The following is an 18,937-nucleotide window of genomic DNA, read 5'->3' as shown; positions in this document are numbered from 1 at the left end:
CGTGAGATTCAATCGCCGTATCTGCATTTTGATGGACCTGTACAAGAACCCCTGGGCAGGCACCGAAAGCCAGGTCTATAAACTGACCGAGATGCTTCAGGCCGATGGCATAGAGGTGCGGCTGGCGGTACTCCGCAACTCTGATTACGTTGAGGAAGGGGACTTTCCGGCGCCGGTAGATGTTTTGAACATCGGCTCAGTGGCCTCCGTCGCCAGCGCATGGCGGATGTTCCGCTATGGCCTGGAGCTGCGCAAGCGCGGCATCCAGCTGGTGCACATCTTCTTCAACGACGCCTCGGTGCTGGCGCCGCCGATCCTTTGGATGCTGGGCATCCGTACCCTGATATCGCGGCGGGACATGGGTTTCTGGTACAACGACCAGTACCGGAAACTCCTGCCCTGGACCGGGCGGTACGTGTCCGGCGCCATCTGTAACAGCGAAGCGGTATCGGATATTACGGCGCAGGTCGAAAAACTGTCTCGGGATAAAGTCCATGTTATCTACAACGGCTATCCCGAGCGGGTGCCCGGTGACCCTGGCCGGGGACTGACCCGGAAGAATACGGGCAGCATCGTCGTCGGAATCGTGGCGAATCTCAGGCCGATAAAGCGTATCAGCGACCTGGTGGATGCAGTTGCCCGGGCCTCAAAAAGCAATCCCGACCTGGAGTTGCACGTTGTCGGTGACGGCGATCCCCAGCCCTACCTGCAGCTTGCTGATCGCCTCGGCGCCGTTGAGCGATGTGTGTTCTGGGGCAGCCAGCCCAACCCGGATGATTTTATCGCCGGCTTTGATATCGCCGTACTCTGTTCGGAGTCCGAAGGCTTCTCCAACGCCATTATCGAGTACATGCGCAACGGCAAGCCCGTCATTTGTACCCGCACCGGCGGCAATCCTGAGATTGTAGAGCACGGCGTCAACGGCTACCTGGTCCCCGTGGGTGATGTCAAAGCACTGGCTGACCGCATACTCGACCTCGCTGGCTCGGCGAGTCTCCGCCAGCAAATGGGGGCACGAGGGCAGGAGAAGGTCAATCGGGAGTATTCGGTCGACAGGATGCGCGAACGGCACCTGGCCCTGTACGAACGCTACGGAAAAAAAGAGAAGCAGACCATGCTGGACAAGCTTTCCAAGCATTTTTTCTACCCGGCCTGGGACATGAAAGACCGCAGCTCCCGCCTGCAGGAATGGCGGGAACTGGAAAAGCAGCAATGGCTACCGCGAAAAGAGCTTGAACAGCTGCAGTGGAGCCGGCTGCGAAAGATGGTGGCCTACGCTGCCAGGAACAGCCCCTTCTACCGTCAGCTGTTCCAGCAGCATGGCATTGATCCCAAAGTTATCCGGTCCCTTGCGGATTTTCGGGCAATTCCTGTTACGACCAAGGTCGACATCCGCAATAACACCGACGCCTTTATCAGCGAGCCGTACAATAAGGCATCCCTGGTGCGTGCCAAGACCGGCGGCTCGACCGGTGTCTCCCTGAATCTGTTCTTTGACGAAGCTTGCCAGGAGCGCCGAAATGCCGCTCAGTTGATGGCTGACCGCTGGGCGGGCTGGGACCTTGGCATGAAAAAAGCCTCTGTCTGGGGTAACCCGCCCGTCGCGAAAACCGTAAAGCAAAAGCTCCGCAATAACTTGCTGGACCGGACAATCTATCTCGACACGATGGACCTCAATGACCAGAGCATGGGCGCGTTCGTGCAGCGCTGGCGCGACGAGAAGCCCGGCGCTGTATTCGGCCATGCCCACTCTATCTATATCTTTGCCCGCTACCTGCTTGATAACGCCGTCACGGACCTTCGGCCCGAAGGCATCGTCGCCACCTCCATGATGCTGTTGGAACACGAGCGGCGCGATATCGAACTGGCATTTGACTGCAAGGTGACCAATCGCTACGGCTGCGAAGAGGTCGGCCTGATAGCCTGCGAGTGCGAGGTCCATAAAGGCATGCACCTGAACACGCCGCATGTGCTGGTGGAGTTTCTTGACGAGAACGATCAGCCGGTCGCCGAAGGCGAGCCGGGCAAAATCGTCGTGACCGACCTGAACAATTTTGCCATGCCTCTTATCCGCTACCGGGTTGAGGATATAGGCGTCTACTCCTCCCGGGAGTGTGCCTGTGGCCGGGGCATGCCGATTCTGGAACGACTGGAGGGCAGGGTGGCGGACTTCCTCAAGCTGCCCAGTGGCGGCCGGGTAGCGGGCATTTCACTGGTAGAACGCACACTGACCAAGGTTCCAGGCATTGAGCAAATGCAACTGGTACAGGAACAGCTCGACCAGGTGCTCATCCGCCGCGTCAAAGGCAAGGACTATACCTCGACTACAGACAGCGAGCTCACGGCAGCCATGCGTGAAGTGTTTGACGAGAGTGTCGAGCTCAAGATAGAGACCGTCGACGCCATTCCCCAAGAACCTTCCGGCAAGTACCGGTTTTCCATCTGCAAGGTCTAAACCATGAATCAACCCCTGGTAAGCGTGGTCATAGCCACCTACAACATGGGCCGGTATCTCCCCGAAGCCATCAACTCGGTTCTGGACCAGACCTGGCAGAATCTAGAAGTTGTAGTCGTTGATGACGGGTCAAAAGATGACACCGCTGAACGCATGGTGGCCTTCGAGAGCGAACCCCGCGTGCGCTATCTCCCCACGGAAAATCGTGGGCAACCCAAGGCCAAAAACCGCGGTCTGAAAGAAGCCCATGGCCAGTTCATCGCCTTCTGCGATGCGGATGATCTCTGGAAACCGGAAAAACTCGCGGTCCAGATGCCGCTGTTCGAGGACCCGAAGGTGGGGGTCGTCTACAGCGAAGTTTCCTACATCGATAAAGATGGCATCGAAGTCGATAAAAGCATTCCCTACCAGCGCCATAGCGGCTGGGTCACCGATCACCTCGTGATAAAGAACTTCGTTCCTTTTGGTACGGCGGTTATACGTCGCGCCTGCCTTGAGCAGGATGGCATGTTCGATGAAGAGCTGCCCATGGGCATCGACTGGGATCTCTGGCTGAGATATTCGGTCCGGTGGCAATTCAGATACTCCCCCGAAATCACCTATATCTACCGGATCTGGGAAGGGCAGATGTCGAAGAACTACCGGGGGCGGTATGAGAATGCGTTCCGGATACTGGAGAAGTTCCTTACCAACCATCCCAATGCAATCTCATCGAAACTCCAGTCCCGGGCCTGGGCAGATATGTACATTGGTCGAGGCATGTCCGTGGCGCACGCCGAAAAGAAGTTCCTGGAGCCTCTGAGGGATGTGTTGTGGAGTCTGCGCTACGACGCGATGTCCTGGCCCGCATGGAAAGCTCTGGCAAAGCTTCTTTTACGCAAGACATGAGTATGGGCAGCCGACTCAAGGAGTTCCAATGCGGTTAAACCACCTGCTCTACCGTGTGGGCAAGCCGCTTGGCGGGTTACACCTGGCTCGCCACCTGGCGCGCAAGCACCCGCGCATCATGATGTATCACCGGCTAAACCCCAGTGGGCTGGAAGGCGGTATGGCCGTGGAGACCTTTCGCCATCAAATGCGGAAGATCCGGCAATCGTTCAACCCGGTCTCCCTGGATGCGCTCATGCAAGCGCATGATCGTGGTGAAACCCCCGATAACGCGGTTGCGATAACCTTCGACGACGGTTACCACGATTTTCTGGAGTATGCGTATCCCATTCTGAAGGAGGAGGGCATACCGGCCACACTGTTTCTGACGACCGGCTTCACCAACGGCGACCTGTGGCTCTGGCCAGATCAGCTGCGCTTTGCACTGGAGACCACAAAAGCTGCCTCCATCGAGCCACCGGGCATTAACGAGCGGCTGGATCTCAATGCATCCAGACTGCAGGCATGGCACGCCATCGCCGACCACTGCCTGACCCTGGGGAACCGTGAAAAACTGCACTTCATGGATCAGGTCTTCGACCTGCTCGGGGTGCAGATGCCGGCCAGGCCGCCCGAAAAATACATGCCCCTGAGCTGGGACGATGTCCGGGATATGGTGAAAGGGGGGCTGGAAATTGGTAGCCACACATACAGTCATCCTATTCTGACCAAACTGGACGATAACGAACTGCTCGCAGAACTGCAGAACTCGCGCCGGGAGATAGAGACGCAACTCGGCTTTGCCCCCAAGGCCTTCTGCTATCCGAACGGCCGGCGGATCGACTTTGATGCCCGCATCCAGAAAGCGGTCAGAACGGCTGGTTATGATTACGCGCTGGCCGCATACCCAGGCCGGCACCCCCTGAACGATCGGTGGGCGATTAACCGCTACGCTGCAAGCGATGCTGACCACCTGTTCGAAAAGGCTTTGTTCGGACTATCCTTCCTGGGCATGGAGGACGAGCGGTGAGCGCGAGTTCAGGTGTGTTCCGCGCCGTTGGCGAAAAGATCAGAGCATGAAAGTACTGCACCTGATTGATAGCGGTGGCCTTTATGGTGCCGAAAAGGTTCTCCTGGCGCTCGTCAAGGAACAGCAACGCCAGGGGCTCGAGCCCATGATCCTCAGCGCGGGTTCGCCGGACATTGCTGAAAAAGCCATCGAAGCCGAGGCCGTCAGGCTTGGCCTGCCAGTTAAACCCTGGCGTATGCGGCCAGGCCTGAATATGGGCGAAACCCGCAAGATCCTGGACTGGGCCAAGGCCCAGGGCTTCACGCTCCTTCACTCCCATGGCTATAAGTTCAACATTCTTTTGGCTCTCCAGCGCAGGAATACGAAAGGCTTCGCCACCATTACAACGTTGCATGGCTATGTCCACGCCAGGCGGTATAGCAAAATGTGGGTGTACGAGCTTCTGGATAGGTGGGCCATAAGAACCTTTGATGCTGTGGTGCTTGTGGGTGAGGCTATGAAGTCGGAGATCGGGGGCTCGAAGCGGCTGCAGCGCACTGCCCGGGTCATTCTGAACGGCCTGGATGTTGAAGGACTTCAGAAGAAAGCCGAAACACCGCTCGATGCCAGGCTTCTGGCGTTCTGCCAGAAGCATACGCCGTTGATCGTAGGTGTCGGCCGGCTTTCGAGGGAAAAAGGCTTTGATATCCTGCTGGAGGCCTTTCCAGAATTGAAAAGGCACTATCCTGAAGCTGGTCTGCTGATCGTAGGTGAAGGCAACCAGAGGCTGATCCTTGAAGGACTCGTTGAAAGCCTCGGTATCGAAGAGTGTGTACTCATGCCGGGTTTCACCGACACCATTCCCAGCCTGCTACGATGCGCAGCAGTACTCGCAATGCCCTCGAGGACGGAAGGGCTGCCAGTGACGCTGCTGGAGGCAATGTCCATCGGTACACCTATTGTCGCCAGTGCCGTTGGCGCTATCCCTCAGACTCTGAGTCAGGGTAAGGGGGGACGCGTGATTGAAGAAGTAACAGCCGGTACTCTCAGTGATGAGCTGCAGGTTGTCCTTAGCGATGAGACGGGAGCCCAGGCCCGCGCCAACTGGGCGAAGGAAGAAGTAGCCGGCAACTTCTCAGCCACCGCTATGGCCGATCAATATCAGGTTGTATACCAAGGGATTCAACATTCATGAAAGGCCTGTGGAGACCGCGGCGGGCTCTGACAAGACTCATCTTTCGACTGATGGGGCTGAAGATTGACTATTGGCGGGCGGAGGTCGAGCGCCTGTGGGCGCTCGACGACGCAAGCCGCAACAATTTTCTCTCCACCATGCTGGCCGACGTGCGCCCTACATCTGCCGCCGGCGAAAGCCTGGGCTCCCTGGATGAATTGTATCGCGCGCCTGTCCTGTCCAAGGAGGGGCTGCGCAGGCTGTCTGAAGATCTGCCAGACGCGTCGAAAACGTTCGGAAGGCACACGGCAGGCACGACTGGCGATCCGACCCGAATCTGGTTGAGCAAAGACGAGCTTGGAAGAATGCTGGGCGTGCGCGATTACTGTATGAGTCACTACGGCGTGCAACTGGGCGATCGGGAAGGCCGGATCTGGGGCCGACCCCAGAACGGCTGGAAGCCCTGGCTGAAAGACTGCCTCATGAATCGCAGGGTTTTTCATCCACTCGGGCCTGATGCCCTGGAGACAGTTAAAGCCATCCTGGCGTACCAGCCCGGGTACCTGTACGGCTATTCCTCGCTCATACTGGAAGCGGCCCGCCTGGTGGAGGCGCACCAGCTAGACGTTCCCACGCTTGCAGTCGTCATCTGTACAGCGGAAACAATACTGCCGTCGCAGAAGGCCTATATCGCTTCACAGTTTCGCTGCCCGGTCGCCGAAGAGTATGGCAGCACCGAGTTCGACATCATCGCCTTCGAATGCAGGAACGGCCACCGTCACCTTGTGAATCCGTGGTTACTGGTGGAGCCGACTGAAGAAGGCGCCGTAGTGTCAGATGTGTCTCGTCGGACCCAATCGATTGTCCGGTATGCACAGGGCGACGCCGTGCAGGTTGAGGATGTCGCATGCACTATCCTGGGCGCGTCGGAGTGTCTTACTGCCATAGAAGGGCGATCTATCAACCGGTTTGCGTTTGTCAGCGCGACGGAGAAATTCCACGCTGTAGAGTTCGCGCGTGCAATGGACAGCTACTTTGAAGATAAAAATGTTCAGTTTCGGTTTTGTGTGGAGCAGAGGGCTTTCGGCCGATTTCATCTCATGGTGCCAGCGCAAGATCAAACCGATGAGTGTAAGCTTAAACAACATGTTGAACGTCACATTCATGAAGCAGCGGGTTGTGAGATCACCGTCGAAATAGGTCCCCTGCAGTCAGCCGGTAAGACGCACTATTTCTCAAGCAAAATAGAACATACTAATGATTCTTGACGTCATGAAAACGATGGCGTAACCAAAAATAGTAACTGAAATAATACCTTATAGACCTAACGCATCAGCTGAATAAATCGTTATGGCGCCTTAATAAAGGCGTGATTTGGATTCATATAAAATGTTGCCCGAACACTGCTTAGAGAAAGTAGCTCTGTAGCGAAAGTGGAAGCGGGCATCTTGGGCACGCCTCGGAAAACAGGCTTGCAATAGATGAACGAGAGAACGAGGTCGCGAAGTGGAACATTATAGCTTGAGGGTTACTGCAGTCGGAGATATTTCCCTCGGAGACCACCCTGTATGTGTAGGACACGGGATGCGTTCCACTTTCGAGAAAAAGGGAGCGGCGATCATTCGCGAAGTAGAGCACGTGCTTAAAGACGCAGATGTAACGCTCGGCAATTTGGAAACCGTCGCATCTGACAAAGGCCTGAAGCGTGGCCTGTTGACCTCCTTCGAAATGCGAGGCGCCCCCAGCTCTCTGAGCTACATCAAAAGAGCGGGGTTTAACTTATTGGGCGTGGCTAACAATCATGCGATGCAGCATGGGGAAGAAGCTTTTCTGGAGAGTGTCGCAAATGTCCGGGAGAAGGGCTTCGGTTTAATGGGTGTTGACGAGACGCCCGGTAAGACCGCCCCTTATCGCTTCACAAAGAACGGAGTGGAGCATACGTTTTTCGCTGTCTCCCTCCGGCCTGAAGAGTGGCACGACGGCCAGGTGCCTTACAGTAAGCGCGATAACTTTGACTCCTTGCTGCGTGAAGTAAAGGAACTGAAAGAGAATACAGAGGGTTTTCTCATCTGTTCGATTCACTGGGGCCTGGAATTGCTCGACTACCCGGGACCAGAAGAAATTGAGCTGGGAAGAGCGATGGTAGACGCTGGAGTGGACGTGATTCTTGGACATCATTCGCACCTCCTCTGGCCGGTTGAGCGTTACCGTAACGGACTGATTTTTTATAGCCTGGGTAATTTTCTGTTTGATTTGTGGGCACCTGAAACCAAGTTAAGCGTGATCGTTAATCTGGACCTCCATAAGGACAGAAATCCCGACTACACGCTAACGCCCGTCGTTATCAAAGATGATTTCACGCTACAACTGGCAGACGGTAAGGCCGCCGATAAGATCAGGGCACGGATGAGGGAAGGTCAGGTTTCTCCTTTCAAAACGGCTGAAGAATATAAGAGTACTTATAGGGCCGCGTTCAAGGCTACGAGGCCTGTTAAATATAAATACTTCCTGAAAAACTTCTACAAATACTCGCCGAGCATTTTCGTACAGTCACTACTGCGAACCTTCATCAGGCGGGTGACTGGTAATTAGTGAAAGCACACATCTAGGGGTATATCGCTTGTATTGTTGTGAAGCTGAGACCGATGTTGGCGAAGAACAAGCTGTGAATATCCTTTGGACCGGCGGGTGGGATTCAACATACCGCCTGTTGTATTTGCTCAGCGAAGGCAAATGTGTCAGACCGCACTATATTAAGGACCAGGCGAGGCTGTCTACTTACTTCGAGCTCCGAGCCATGGAGTCCATAAGGCGCGCAACTCTGGACTATCCCGATATCCTTCGAGGAACTCTGTTACCCACCGAGGTTTCAGAGAAGAGCGATATCGCAAGCGTTCCCGATATTCACGCTGCGTATAACGAGATACTCAAGCAGTTCTACGTCGGCGAGCAATACATGTGGTTGGCTGATTACTGCGTAGGGCGCGGCATAGATAACATGGAGATCGGAGTAGAGAACAACCCAATTGTTCTGGAAGCTGTAGAGTCTACCGGCTACCCCTATTCGGAAATTTTCGGCCGGTTCGACTTCCCGATTCTGTCAGTCTCAAAGCTCACTATGCAGACATGGGCGCGGGAAAAAAGCCTGCTGCCCTTGCTTGAGCGAAGCTGGTTTTGCCATACGCCGACCCGAGATGGGCATCCTTGCGGCGTCTGCCACCCCTGTGAGGTGTCCATAAAAGGAGGAATGGGCTACCGTCTGCCGCTAAAGGCCCGGGTCAGGTACTATCTCAGAGTCTTGCCGAGGGTCAAGGCTCTCCTGAAACAGTTCCCACGCTTCTATCACACTCTTTACAGTTTCAAGCACCATCGCTGATGGTCTAGCCGGTAGTCCATCAATCCATCCGAACAGTCTTCCGCATCAGGGTCCTTAGCCATAATGATGAGCCGTGCACGAAGTTACCTCAAGCGGTACGCCTTCCCCGTCCTGCGGGAAACCGCACATTACCTGCGTTTCTCTGCGGCGAAAGCTCATGCCAGGCGTTTGCAGAATGTCCGGTTCGTGGGAATCACCGGTAGTGCGGGCAAGACGACAACCAAAGACCTGGCGGCCGCCATTCTGGCTACGCAGGGTTCGTGCCACAGTAGCCCCATGTCGAAGAACTACCCGGACGGCATCGCTCAGATCATTCTGAGCGTACGCCCCACCCACAAATTCTGTGTGATGGAAGTGTCCGGTGGCCAGCCGGGTGAGTTAGACCGACCGATGAAAATTTTCACGCCGGAGATTGGCGTGTTGACGCTTGTAGCCAAGGACCACTTTAAAGCCTTCACCAGCGTCGATGAGATTGCGGCCGAGAAGTCCAAGCTAATTTCTGCGCTGCCTGCACACGGGACGGCTGTGCTAAACATTGATGATCCTCGCGTACGGGCTATTGGTGAGTCATGTAAATGCAACGTGCTTTGGATAGGTGAGGACAGAGGGGCAACGTTAAGGCTGATTGAAGCCAGGTCGTCATGGCCTGAACCTCTCACACTGAAGCTGGAATACAACAACGAAGTCTACTTCGCTAAAACACAGCTTCATGGAAAACACCTATCGCTATCTGTGCTTGCGGCGCTGGGGGTCGGCATCGCTGCGGACGTCCCATTGGCCGAGGCGATCGCCGCAATATCAGAGATCAAGCCCACGGAAGGCAGGATGCAGGTCGTTGACGGCGGCGAAGGTGTGACCTTTGTGCGGGACGACTGGAAGGCCCCCCATTGGTCCCTGCAGTCGCCACTGGAATTCATGGCCGATGCCCGTGCAAAGAGGAAAATCGTTGTCATCGGGACGCTGTCTGATTATTCCCTTTCAGCATCCAAGCTCTACCCCAAGGTAGCAAGGCAGGCCCTGGCGGTCGCCGATCTCGTAATTTTCGCGGGACCTCATGCCTTACGGGCACTCAAAGCTCGGAAGGATCCAGACGATGAGAAGCTGAAGGCATTTACTGAGCTGGAGGCGGTTTCCGGCTTCCTCGCATCAGAGCTTCAGCCTGGGGACCTGGTCATGCTCAAGGGATCCAACAAAGCGGATCATCTGGTGCGCTTGTATTATGATCGCCAGAAGCCAGTGCAGTGTTGGGTCTCACAATGTGGTATTCCGGATTTCTGCGGGGGCTGCTCGCGCTTATACCGAGTCTCTGGCTCATCTGCTGAGGGGAAACCCGCTAATACCGCGAAACCTTTGGCGAAAACCGGTAGCGGTCCCCATTCTGTAGTAGTTATTGGGCTCGGAAACCCGGGCGAAGGATTCGTTGGCACGCCCCATAATCTTGGGTATCAGGTAGTTGATCAAATAGCTCAAGACGCCGGGGGAAGTTGGGTGTCCACCGATAACCAGATTTCATTCTGCAAAATAGTGTTAGCCGATCAGCCCGTGACGCTCGTAAAACCAGAGGTTCCAATCAACAGGAGTGGCCCCGTAATTCGGCGCTACCTCGAGGAGACAGGCAACAACCATGATGCATGTGTTCTGGCCCATGACGACATTGATCTTGCTTTAGGTGACGTGCGGGTAAAACACAGTGGCAGTGCAGGCGGGCATAAGGGCGTCGATTCTGTGATTTCCGCTTTAGCGACCTCTCAACTCACACGTATCCGAGTAGGCTTCCGTCTGGAGCAGATGGGTGCTAAGGCGAGAGATTCGGTGACTAGAGCATTTCCAGAACAGGTCATGGCTCAAGTCCGCCAAGCTGTGCAAAGTGCAGCGCTGAAGGTGGAAGCGCAGGTCGAGGCAAAAAACGCGGAGCTCGCTTAACCATTTGGAAATTAGAGCGCACAAGTTTAACCGGAGCCAGGGTGGTGGCCCCGGTATGAGCCACTACACGGATGAACGTCTCTATTGCATAGTAAGGGTTGGTGGGTTTGGGCAGACTTGGCACACCTCAAACCCGTCCGGGTTTACCTCGCCAGCATCATTTACAATGTATAAGTAAGCCGGCCCTTTCAAGCGTTCCAAACCGCTTTTATTCAACTGGATCGTCAGCTGTGATGGGCTCCAGTCAGATACTAGCTGAATATGACCCCCGGCCTTGGCTTTCTCCCAGCTAGCCTCCTGTGACAGGACAGCTCTACTGCGACTGGTGGAAACATAGAGATTATCAATATGGGTTTCCATAGTGCTGTATTTTGATCCACTGTTAGGATCAAACCCGAGGAGAGCGACATTGAGACCGATAGTATCGCTAATTTTTTTAAAGTCTTTTATGTCGTGCACTAGCTTGCCGTTCACAGATGCTTGAACAACGCCTGCATCACCGTCTACCCAGATCTCCATTCTGTTCCATTTATTTGTGCTACCGGGCCAACCCTCCCAGGACGGGCCGCCTCCCGTATAGGTCATGTGCATTTGAGTCCAGGAAAGACGGGTTTCTTCACCATCATGGTTATCCCATATTCTGATGAATTTGTTCGAGCCCCCTGAGTGTCCCGGGCTTTCTGTGGGCATGTAGTCCCATGCAGCGTAGAGGGTACTGTTATTCAGCCCATCAAGTGCGTGGATGTATTTACTGAAAGTTTTTCCTTTGCCGTAGTACACAGCTTCTGGGGTGCCGTCGAGAGGGATAGCCGTTAGCCCAGACGCCCAAGGAGAACCGTGCCCCATCCATACATCACTTGCAGAAGCTTCAAGGGGAGTACTCGAATCTCTTGCTATGTTATGGGAGTCGACCTCGTCAAGGAGAGCCAATTGTCCAGAAGCGGTGGAAAAGCCCGAGCCTTTTACCACGAGCATGCCAGAGCCGACGATCGAAGCTCCCACGCTATCGATGGTAGGGGCTGCGATAACTTGGGTGGATGCTGCAAGTATGCAACCAGAAAGAAGAATCTGGCGTAACCCTGTCACATACGTGCTGTTCATTTTAAGTGCCCGATATGAGCCTAAGAAGATTGAAGCCATCAGCTGTGCCTACGATTGTTAAATTACGGTTAACAATTGTATTTCATACTGTACGACGCCAGGAATCAATCTCATTTTGTAGTTTTACGTAGCAGTCTGTTTCGAACAGGTTGGTGGCCTGAGTCACTCTTGCGGAAAAGCACGGATAGCGCGGGTTGAGTGACGTAGACGCAGTTACAAATAAAAGTTTGGGTCAAGCAGGACTGCTAGTCCGCTTCTTGCCGAACACAGATATTTCAGAGCCACTAACCGTTCTCTCGCCAAGGGGTCGAGCTAGAAGGAGCGCCTTGCCCTCGGCAATAGCGCCTCGCGCTTCACCAACGCGAGGCGGCCCGGCTGGCTAAAGGGAAGGGGTGAGGGTCGGCTTCGTCCGAACGTTTCCCGTCACTGGAAAGCCTCTCAGCTTGCTCGGCTCGCAGTTTCGCCAAGCCAACGAGCACTACCGATAGCCCTCCGAACAAATACCATTCGTAACTCTTCAGGCCGTAACTGGCGAGACTAAACAGCAAGTTCATCATCAACCAGACCTGCATCGCTTCGGTACATCGGTATAAAAAGTCGGACGGCGGGTAGTGCTTCTTTATGAGTTTCCCTGCGTCGAGGAAATTCTTTATGATGGTTTTGAGATATAGAATGAAAAGCACTAGCCCGATAAAACCAATCTCTTGCCATATCTCGGCCCATAGAATATGCGCCGGTTGATCATTTCCGCCGATATTCCAACTTGCCTCTCGGGAAGTGCCGAGTCCATGCCCAATGATCGGTCTGTTCATCGCCACCTCAAAGTCTCTGAACCAGCCGTCTATCCGCCCCTCCGCGGACGATGACTGCGCCGTGTCGCTGCTCACCAGCGAGAGGTAGCGGTCTTTCTGCAGATCATTTAGCGATGCCCAGATAACGATCAGGCCGACAATTCCGATAATGAAGAGTAAGGGTTTCCTCTTGCTTTTCATGAAAACGCCGAAGGCGATAATGGCGAGTGCAACAATGCCCGATCGAGACATCGTTAGAGCCATGGCGTAGAACAATACGGGTATGACCAGCAGGTATGCTGCCATAGCCTTCTTGTTGACCGCTGAAAATATGTAATGAAGAAACGGCAGAATCGAAGCGATGACGAATGCGAGCCCGTTGGGGTTTATAGTGTCGGACGGCGCGCCAGAAAGACGCCCGGCAAACTCACCGCCGCCGAGGTGCGTTCGCGACCCCAGATAGCCTGATGTGATATTCATGAACAGTGGCTCAACCACTCGTAAAACGTTACATACGATGAAAACCGTTAAGAAAACCTTCAGCCGCCGTTCGGAGACAATAAGATTAACAGTAAAAAAGTAGAAAATGGCCCCTTTAATGAAAGCGACGAGGCCGTTGTTTATCACTGATCCTGGCCACTCGACCAGGGGTAAAACCAGTATTGAATAGACGAAAATTGCTAGCAGATACTGAGAGGCTTTATCGAGGCGCGCACCTTTGGTTGCTTTCGATCCTAAAATAAAAAAGGTTATGGCGCCCACAAGGAGAAAGTCCATGCGGATAGCGCCTAAAATGCTAACCCTGCCGGGGATGTGCAAGAAGAAGCTGGCTAAATAAAGCAGATATAATCTATAAGGTACGAGGGTTTCTTTTTCTAGCGACCCGTCGAGGGATGCCTGCAGTGCTGCGCTTGGTGCCTTCAAAGTCTACTCCTTAAAACACAGCCGATTTTATCGACGTTCACCACTTTAGCCTTCTTACGCGATAGTTTCAGAAAGCCCCAGCCTGGCTTACTGATGGTCATCTTTGGTCTGTACTGCTCGCAACGTCGCTGTGGTTGTGCAGCCCGCGCTGTTTTTGGCGGTCGGCCAAAATAGACGAATATAAGTCCCGGAGAGCAGTCGCGGCTTTGGATACGTCGAATCTGGAAACGGCTGTTGGCTGATACGCTTCCACGTCTTGCTTTGAGGGAAAGCGAATTTCTGATTCGATTTCGCTGGCTAGTGCTTTCGGGTCTGAAGATGGCACTGAGCGGGCCGGCGTGTCTTTCAGAACTTCCCGCAAGCCGATGCAATCAGAGCCGATGATCGGTGTGCCGGTGGCCAGCGCTTCCATCGCCAGTAGACCACACGCCTCCCAGCGTGAAGGCATTACAACCATGTCGACACTCTTCAGCATATCCGGCATCTGGTCAGTGGCCGGCATCTGCCGGAAATAGTCTTCAAGGCCTTTATCTTTCAGGTACGCGTAATCCTCTCGAATAAACCCGCCCCATCCGAATGTCAGCACCAGAGGTAGATCATTAACTCGCCCTTCGTCCCGGAGAAGAGCGATGGCGTCGACTAGAGTTCGAAAACCCTTTTGAGCCATAAAACGTCCAAAGAATCCGATCAGCTTTCGTCCGGGGTCAGTCCCGAGTTCCAATCGAAGGTTCTGGTCCCGACCCCCACTAAAGAAGTTGGTGTCCACCCCATGCACGATCGTGTGAACGCGACGCGACCTAACCAAACTCATATGCTCGAGTAGGTTCAAACGAGCGTCTTCTGTCACGGCATGGATCACGTCCATACGACTGAAGGTCGCACTCAGCAGCAACTTTTTAACGCGGCCTTTAAAGCCTGAAAACTGTTCGGATCGGAAAACGTCATGGGCAGTCATCAGGTGGGGAACGTTCTTGCCAAAGCGAGCGAGTTCGCTCATTGCCCCAGCTGTAAAACCATGGGAGTGGAGAAGGTCGTAGGAATTCTCAGCAAGCAATTCTCTGGTTTTGCGGTAAACCGCCCTGTTGCTTGGTTTAACCACATGAAACGTGAAATTCTGGGGCGAAATAAAAGATCCAAGAAACTGCTCCAGTTTGGGGTCAGGTGCAACGAGCGTTAAGTGGACATCTGAGAAACACGGATGGCCATAAACATACCTGAAGAAGGTGCGGATCCCGCCTCCAGGCTGCCTTGCGGTTAGAAGCACTTTAACCATTACTGAACAAGCTCAAGTAAATTTTGTGGATAAACAGCAGTCAGATAACTGTTTTACAGATACGGGCGAGCCTGTGAATTGTTCTCGCGCCGGCAATCAATTGAAAAGTCAGGTCGAGTATAGCACTGTCGCGCTTGTCGCTGGACCCCGAAAGTCTGGCACCTTTGTCTTAAGCATTAAAAGGCACTAATGACTCAAGGCCTAGAGTTTCATGCGGTCGATACTTGGGCTGGGGCCAATGGCAGTGAAAGGGTAACCAATCTAGTGCAGGTGGTCAGATTTGGATGAAGTCGGGCGGAGGTTCGAAACGCATCGGGGGCTACACGAGCCCCCGATGTTTGCGTTAGCCGGAGTGATCAGGCTTTGGTCGTGCGTCGACGAGCAAGTCCGAGCCCTAACAGGCCCAGTCCGAGCAGGGCAACTGAGCCAGGCTCAGGTACAGGAATCACTTGGGAAGTGATCGACACATTGCTAAAGAAATCATTCTTAGAGTTTTCAAGCGTGGTGAAGCCGATACAGCCGACAGGTGCGCCAGCCAGGGCACACTGGTTGTTTGTCAGAACACCGAGCCCGTCTACTTCCAGAAGAACCGTATAGCTGTAGTCATCAATGATGAAGCTCGGCGCCTGGAATACGAAGTTGCCTTCGTCGTTCACGAAGCCAAAAGAATCGTCATTCAACGAGAAGATATCATCGCAGGTTGAGTCAGAGTCTACATCACAACCGCCCTGGTTAGGCGTTTCCGTGAAGAAGCTGGCGAAGGTGATCGTTGGCAGATCAAAAGCTGCTCCAGGAACAGGCTCGAAGGGTGTCAGCGTCAGCGAGCTTGTCAGGTCGAAGCTTGCGAGTGCAGTATCATCTACACCAATCTTGTTGTTCTGGTGGATGAAGGTGCCACCAGCGACTGAAGCGCCATCGGTAAATAAACCGCTTGCACTGTTGAGGTTTCCAGTGATGGAAACTGAGCTCTGTGGGCCATTGCCCCAGATCAGTTGCGCGGTGCCTTCGCCTACTACGGAGCCACCAGCGGATCCAACATTCTCAGCGACGTTCTCGAAGCTGTTATCAATGTTATAGCCCCAGTTGGTGATCTTGGCGGCGTGGGCCAGTTGGGCGCCCGCGAGAAGAGGAAGCGTAGCTGTTGCAGTAACAAGCAGTTTTTTAAAGGTTTTCATGAGCAAAAGGCTCCGTGAAATGTGGGTCCAAGGTCCGTATGGATCAGAACAAGCTAGATCTCATCGCAAATATGCATAAAGCACATATTGAGCCAAAGTATGAAATGCATTAAAAAACATAAAGATGAAATATAGGTCATTAAGACGAGTTTACTGAAATGTAAAATAATTCGACGACGACTGGTCTGTCAGGCTAACGTCGAAATGAGTCAGCATTGGCCGTTGATCCTTTCACTTAGTAAGAAAGTGGCGCAAAAACAAGGGGCGATGAACCGAGGTTCAGCAACAACGGAGTTCTGGGCGAACCGACGACGGAAGAAAGATTGTTAAATCGGGAAAAGGTTCAGGCGAGGTCGAGTTGGTCGATCACTTCTCTGAGCTTTGCCTCGTCGTTTTCCCAATTGTATGTTTCTTGAATGCTTCGATTCCCGTTCTGCCCAAGCTTTTGGCGAAGATCAGGGTCCCTTAGCTGCAACAAATTCGCTGCGACATCATCAACGTTCTGATCTCGGCAGACGACTCCGCAGTCACTCTCCCGGATGATCCGTGCTATCGGCACAACTTCGGTTGCAAGCACAGGTAGCCCGGCCAGCATATAGTCGAATATCTTATTGGGGATGGTGTGATTCCAGTGCCCACATACGCGGTAGGTGAGGGCGCCGACATTGGCCTGGTCCATAAGCTCTTCCACGTCTGTTTGATCCAGCCAGCCATGGATTATCACGTTTTCCTCAAGGCCCAACTCGGATACGAGCGACTGGAGCGCTGGTTTGGCAGCGCCCTTGCCAACGATGTCGAACCGAATTTTAGAGTTCGACTCGTTTCGGTCGATGAATTTGCGAATACCCCTTATAAGTATGTCCAGGCCTCGAATACGGGTAAGGAACCCGACGTATACCAAGCGAATATCGTTAGACTCGTGCTTTACAGTTTTATGACCAAATTTGTCGAGGGGAGGGGTATTGCTTACTATAGTGACTCTTTCAGGCGCCGTTCCTAGCCGCAAAAGCCGATCCCGTGACTCCTCAATCATCACCAGCGTGTGGTCTAGTTGGGGTACGGTTTTTTTCTCATAGCGAGCTGCCACTGAGGGGCTCTTGAGTAGCCTGTTTGTGAGCCTGGTCTTGAGAGAGTCATTGCCGAACTGTGCCATCGAGGCATACATCTCCGGGTAGCATTCCGCCATATCTAGAATAACTTTCCAGCGACGCATCTTCCCGATCCAGATCCCCGCTTTGATAAGAGGAAGGTCACGAACAATGATCACCCCTTTCTGACCCGCAGTAATCGAGAAAATCGCCCACAGCCAGACAGGATTGAACCAGAACGGCATATGGAGCCATTTTACCAACGCGTCCGGTAGGCCTTTAAAGCTTGGTAGGCGGCGGATGTCAAAATGTTCGCATTGCTCATGTTTGTCTTTCCGCCCGAGGTTGCTACAAAGGATGGTTACATCGTGACCAGCCTCGCCAAGACTCTTTGCAATCTTTTCTACCCTGACGTCCCACGGGTAATCCTCTTTGTAAACCAGGATACAGCGCACTAATTAGCTCCAATGATAGGGTTCGGTGGATTAACGGATCAGGGGCCTGACGCACCTCAACCAGGTGTACGTTTTTTGGACTCAGGCTCAGCGCCAGAATTAACTTCGCCGTCAAAAGGAAAGCCGTTTCGGTTGGCTTCGCCGTGCTTGTTTACGACGTAGAGGAAACGCTTATCTTCAAGGTATTCGGCGGGCTGATACACAAACCGGATACCGCTCTCGCGCCACAGGATAGGGATCTGGATTGATTGACGGTTTTGAGCCTGGGCCCAGGTTGATTCATCCGAAATCACCACCCGCGCTGGGGTCGAAGACACGTACAGCTCGTCAATCTCGACTTTCATATCCTTATATGGGGTGCTGCGGTTTGGATCGAAACCAAGCAGTGCTACGTTCAAGCCTTCTGGGGTATCGGCCTTTATGAAATCATGAATATCGTGAGAGAGCGTATCGTTCACCCGAGCTTGAATGGCACCTTTGTTTCCATCGACCCACAAACTCATCTGGTTCCATTCGTCTTTTTTGCCAGGCCAGCCTCCCCAGGAGGGTTTTTTACTGCCGCTATACGTTAAATGCATCTGCGTCCACGAAACGCGTGTTCCCTTTCCGCTGGTGTCGTCCCAGACGCGTATGAATTTATTTGAGCCTTTGGAGTGCCCGGGGCTCTCTGATAGCTTTAACTGCCACGATACGAAGAGCTGTGTGCTGCCCTTGTCGTCCAGGGGCTTGAGAAAACTGTTGAAGCTCTTACCTTTAGCTTGATAATCCGCCTGTCGCCCAACTTCATCCTGGACGCGCTCGAGGGGTTTCGCCCAGGGTGATCCGCCCTTTTCCCAAAGCTTGTCGGGTGAGACCGAGCCAATCTCCCCGTTCTCGTAGAGATAAATTTCGGCTCCAGAATCTTTTACGATCCATTCGTGGTCCGCAGCGGAAAACTTAGAGCCGCGAATCAGGAATTCTTCGTGCGGACCACCCACTCTTTCAACTCCACTGATTTCGGGTAAGTTCTGTGGACTGGCAAACGTTGCACAGCCGGGAACTGTTGCCGAGATTATGCTTGCGGTAAAAGCAAGCTTCACAACGTAAGCGGGAAAGCCTGCCAAACGGGACGAATTCAACTGCCACCGAGTCTTATGCGAAAAAGGGTTCTGGTGTTTCTGTATGGAAGGCATAACTGTCCTTACCGGTTGCCGCAGGCCCCGCTAAGGCTGCGAAGAGAGTGAGCTGTTGAATTAGCTCTGTATCGTACCCGAATACCTGTGGTGGGCCACTACCGAAGCGTAACTTCAACTGCTGACGTCGGCCCTATCAGCTGCAGCTGGTACC

15 protein-coding genes are annotated in these 18,937 nt (G+C 53.6%); 8 read left to right on the top strand and 7 right to left on the bottom strand.

Annotation, left to right across the window (positions count from 1 at the left end):
• Nucleotide 1: 1 nt before the first annotated feature.
• The 7 genes from soil367_RS10235 to soil367_RS10205 all read left to right on the top strand — a co-directional run bounded on the left by soil367_RS10235 (nt 2) and on the right by soil367_RS10205 (nt 8,881).
• Complete coding sequence (locus soil367_RS10235; protein ID WP_136549018.1) at nt 2–2,455, top strand: glycosyltransferase; 2,454 nt, start codon at nt 2–4, stop codon at nt 2,453–2,455.
• A gap of 3 nt (nt 2,456–2,458) precedes the next feature.
• Nucleotides 2,459–3,343 (top strand): glycosyltransferase family 2 protein, encoded by an 885-nt coding sequence (locus soil367_RS10230; RefSeq protein ID WP_136549017.1) that lies wholly within the window; start codon nt 2,459–2,461, stop codon nt 3,341–3,343.
• 28 nt (nt 3,344–3,371) lie between these two features.
• Nucleotides 3,372–4,352, top strand: a complete 981-nt coding sequence (locus soil367_RS10225) for a polysaccharide deacetylase family protein (RefSeq protein WP_172962326.1) — start codon at nt 3,372–3,374, stop codon at nt 4,350–4,352.
• Between the two features lie 46 nt (nt 4,353–4,398).
• Nucleotides 4,399–5,526, top strand: coding sequence for a glycosyltransferase (locus soil367_RS10220; RefSeq protein WP_136549015.1), 1,128 nt, complete (start codon nt 4,399–4,401; stop codon nt 5,524–5,526).
• 50 nt (nt 5,527–5,576) lie between these two features.
• Entirely contained in the window at nt 5,577–6,773 is a 1,197-nt protein-coding gene (locus soil367_RS10215; protein ID WP_136549014.1) for a phenylacetate--CoA ligase family protein, read from the top strand.
• A gap of 238 nt (nt 6,774–7,011) precedes the next feature.
• Nucleotides 7,012–8,097, top strand: a complete 1,086-nt coding sequence (locus tag soil367_RS10210; protein ID WP_136549013.1) for a CapA family protein — start codon at nt 7,012–7,014, stop codon at nt 8,095–8,097.
• A gap of 205 nt (nt 8,098–8,302) precedes the next feature.
• Nucleotides 8,303–8,881, top strand: coding sequence for a hypothetical protein (locus soil367_RS10205; RefSeq protein ID WP_136549012.1), 579 nt, complete (start codon nt 8,303–8,305; stop codon nt 8,879–8,881).
• A gap of 54 nt (nt 8,882–8,935) precedes the next feature.
• Here the strand turns inward: soil367_RS10205 and soil367_RS18825 are convergent, their stop codons facing one another.
• Entirely contained in the window at nt 8,936–9,148 is a 213-nt protein-coding gene (locus soil367_RS18825; RefSeq protein ID WP_172962223.1) for a hypothetical protein, read from the bottom strand.
• Between soil367_RS18825 and pth the strand changes: the two genes are divergently transcribed.
• A complete protein-coding gene (gene pth / locus soil367_RS10200; protein ID WP_172962325.1) occupies nt 9,068–10,804 on the top strand; it encodes an aminoacyl-tRNA hydrolase in 1,737 nt (578 codons plus the stop codon). The two genes, soil367_RS18825 and pth, sit on opposite strands and share 81 nt — an antisense overlap.
• A gap of 81 nt (nt 10,805–10,885) precedes the next feature.
• Here pth and soil367_RS10195 read toward each other — a convergent pair whose 3' ends face one another.
• The 6 genes from soil367_RS10195 to soil367_RS10170 form a co-directional block, all read right to left on the bottom strand.
• Nucleotides 10,886–11,905, bottom strand: a complete 1,020-nt coding sequence (locus soil367_RS10195; RefSeq protein WP_136549010.1) for a hypothetical protein — start codon at nt 11,903–11,905, stop codon at nt 10,886–10,888.
• Nucleotides 11,906–12,258: 353 nt separating this feature from the next.
• Nucleotides 12,259–13,620: an O-antigen ligase family protein gene (locus soil367_RS10190; protein WP_136549009.1), complete on the bottom strand. Its 1,362-nt coding sequence runs from the start codon at nt 13,618–13,620 to the stop codon at nt 12,259–12,261.
• A 97-nt stretch (nt 13,621–13,717) separates the two neighbouring features.
• Nucleotides 13,718–14,893, bottom strand: a complete 1,176-nt coding sequence (locus soil367_RS10185; protein WP_136549008.1) for a glycosyltransferase family 4 protein — start codon at nt 14,891–14,893, stop codon at nt 13,718–13,720.
• 356 nt (nt 14,894–15,249) lie between these two features.
• Nucleotides 15,250–16,068, bottom strand: coding sequence for a THxN family PEP-CTERM protein (locus soil367_RS10180; RefSeq protein ID WP_136549007.1), 819 nt, complete (start codon nt 16,066–16,068; stop codon nt 15,250–15,252).
• A 343-nt stretch (nt 16,069–16,411) separates the two neighbouring features.
• Nucleotides 16,412–17,611, bottom strand: coding sequence for a glycosyltransferase family 4 protein (locus soil367_RS10175; RefSeq protein ID WP_136549006.1), 1,200 nt, complete (start codon nt 17,609–17,611; stop codon nt 16,412–16,414).
• Between the two features lie 56 nt (nt 17,612–17,667).
• Nucleotides 17,668–18,783, bottom strand: coding sequence for a hypothetical protein (locus tag soil367_RS10170; protein ID WP_136549005.1), 1,116 nt, complete (start codon nt 18,781–18,783; stop codon nt 17,668–17,670).
• Nucleotides 18,784–18,937: the final 154 nt, after the last annotated feature.

The sequence above is a fragment of the Hydrocarboniclastica marina genome (assembly GCF_004851605.1).
GTDB lineage: Bacteria > Pseudomonadota > Gammaproteobacteria > Pseudomonadales > Oleiphilaceae > Hydrocarboniclastica > Hydrocarboniclastica marina.
The sequence above is the reverse complement of the archived record's forward strand: the minus strand, read 5'-3'. Positions and strand labels throughout refer to the sequence as shown.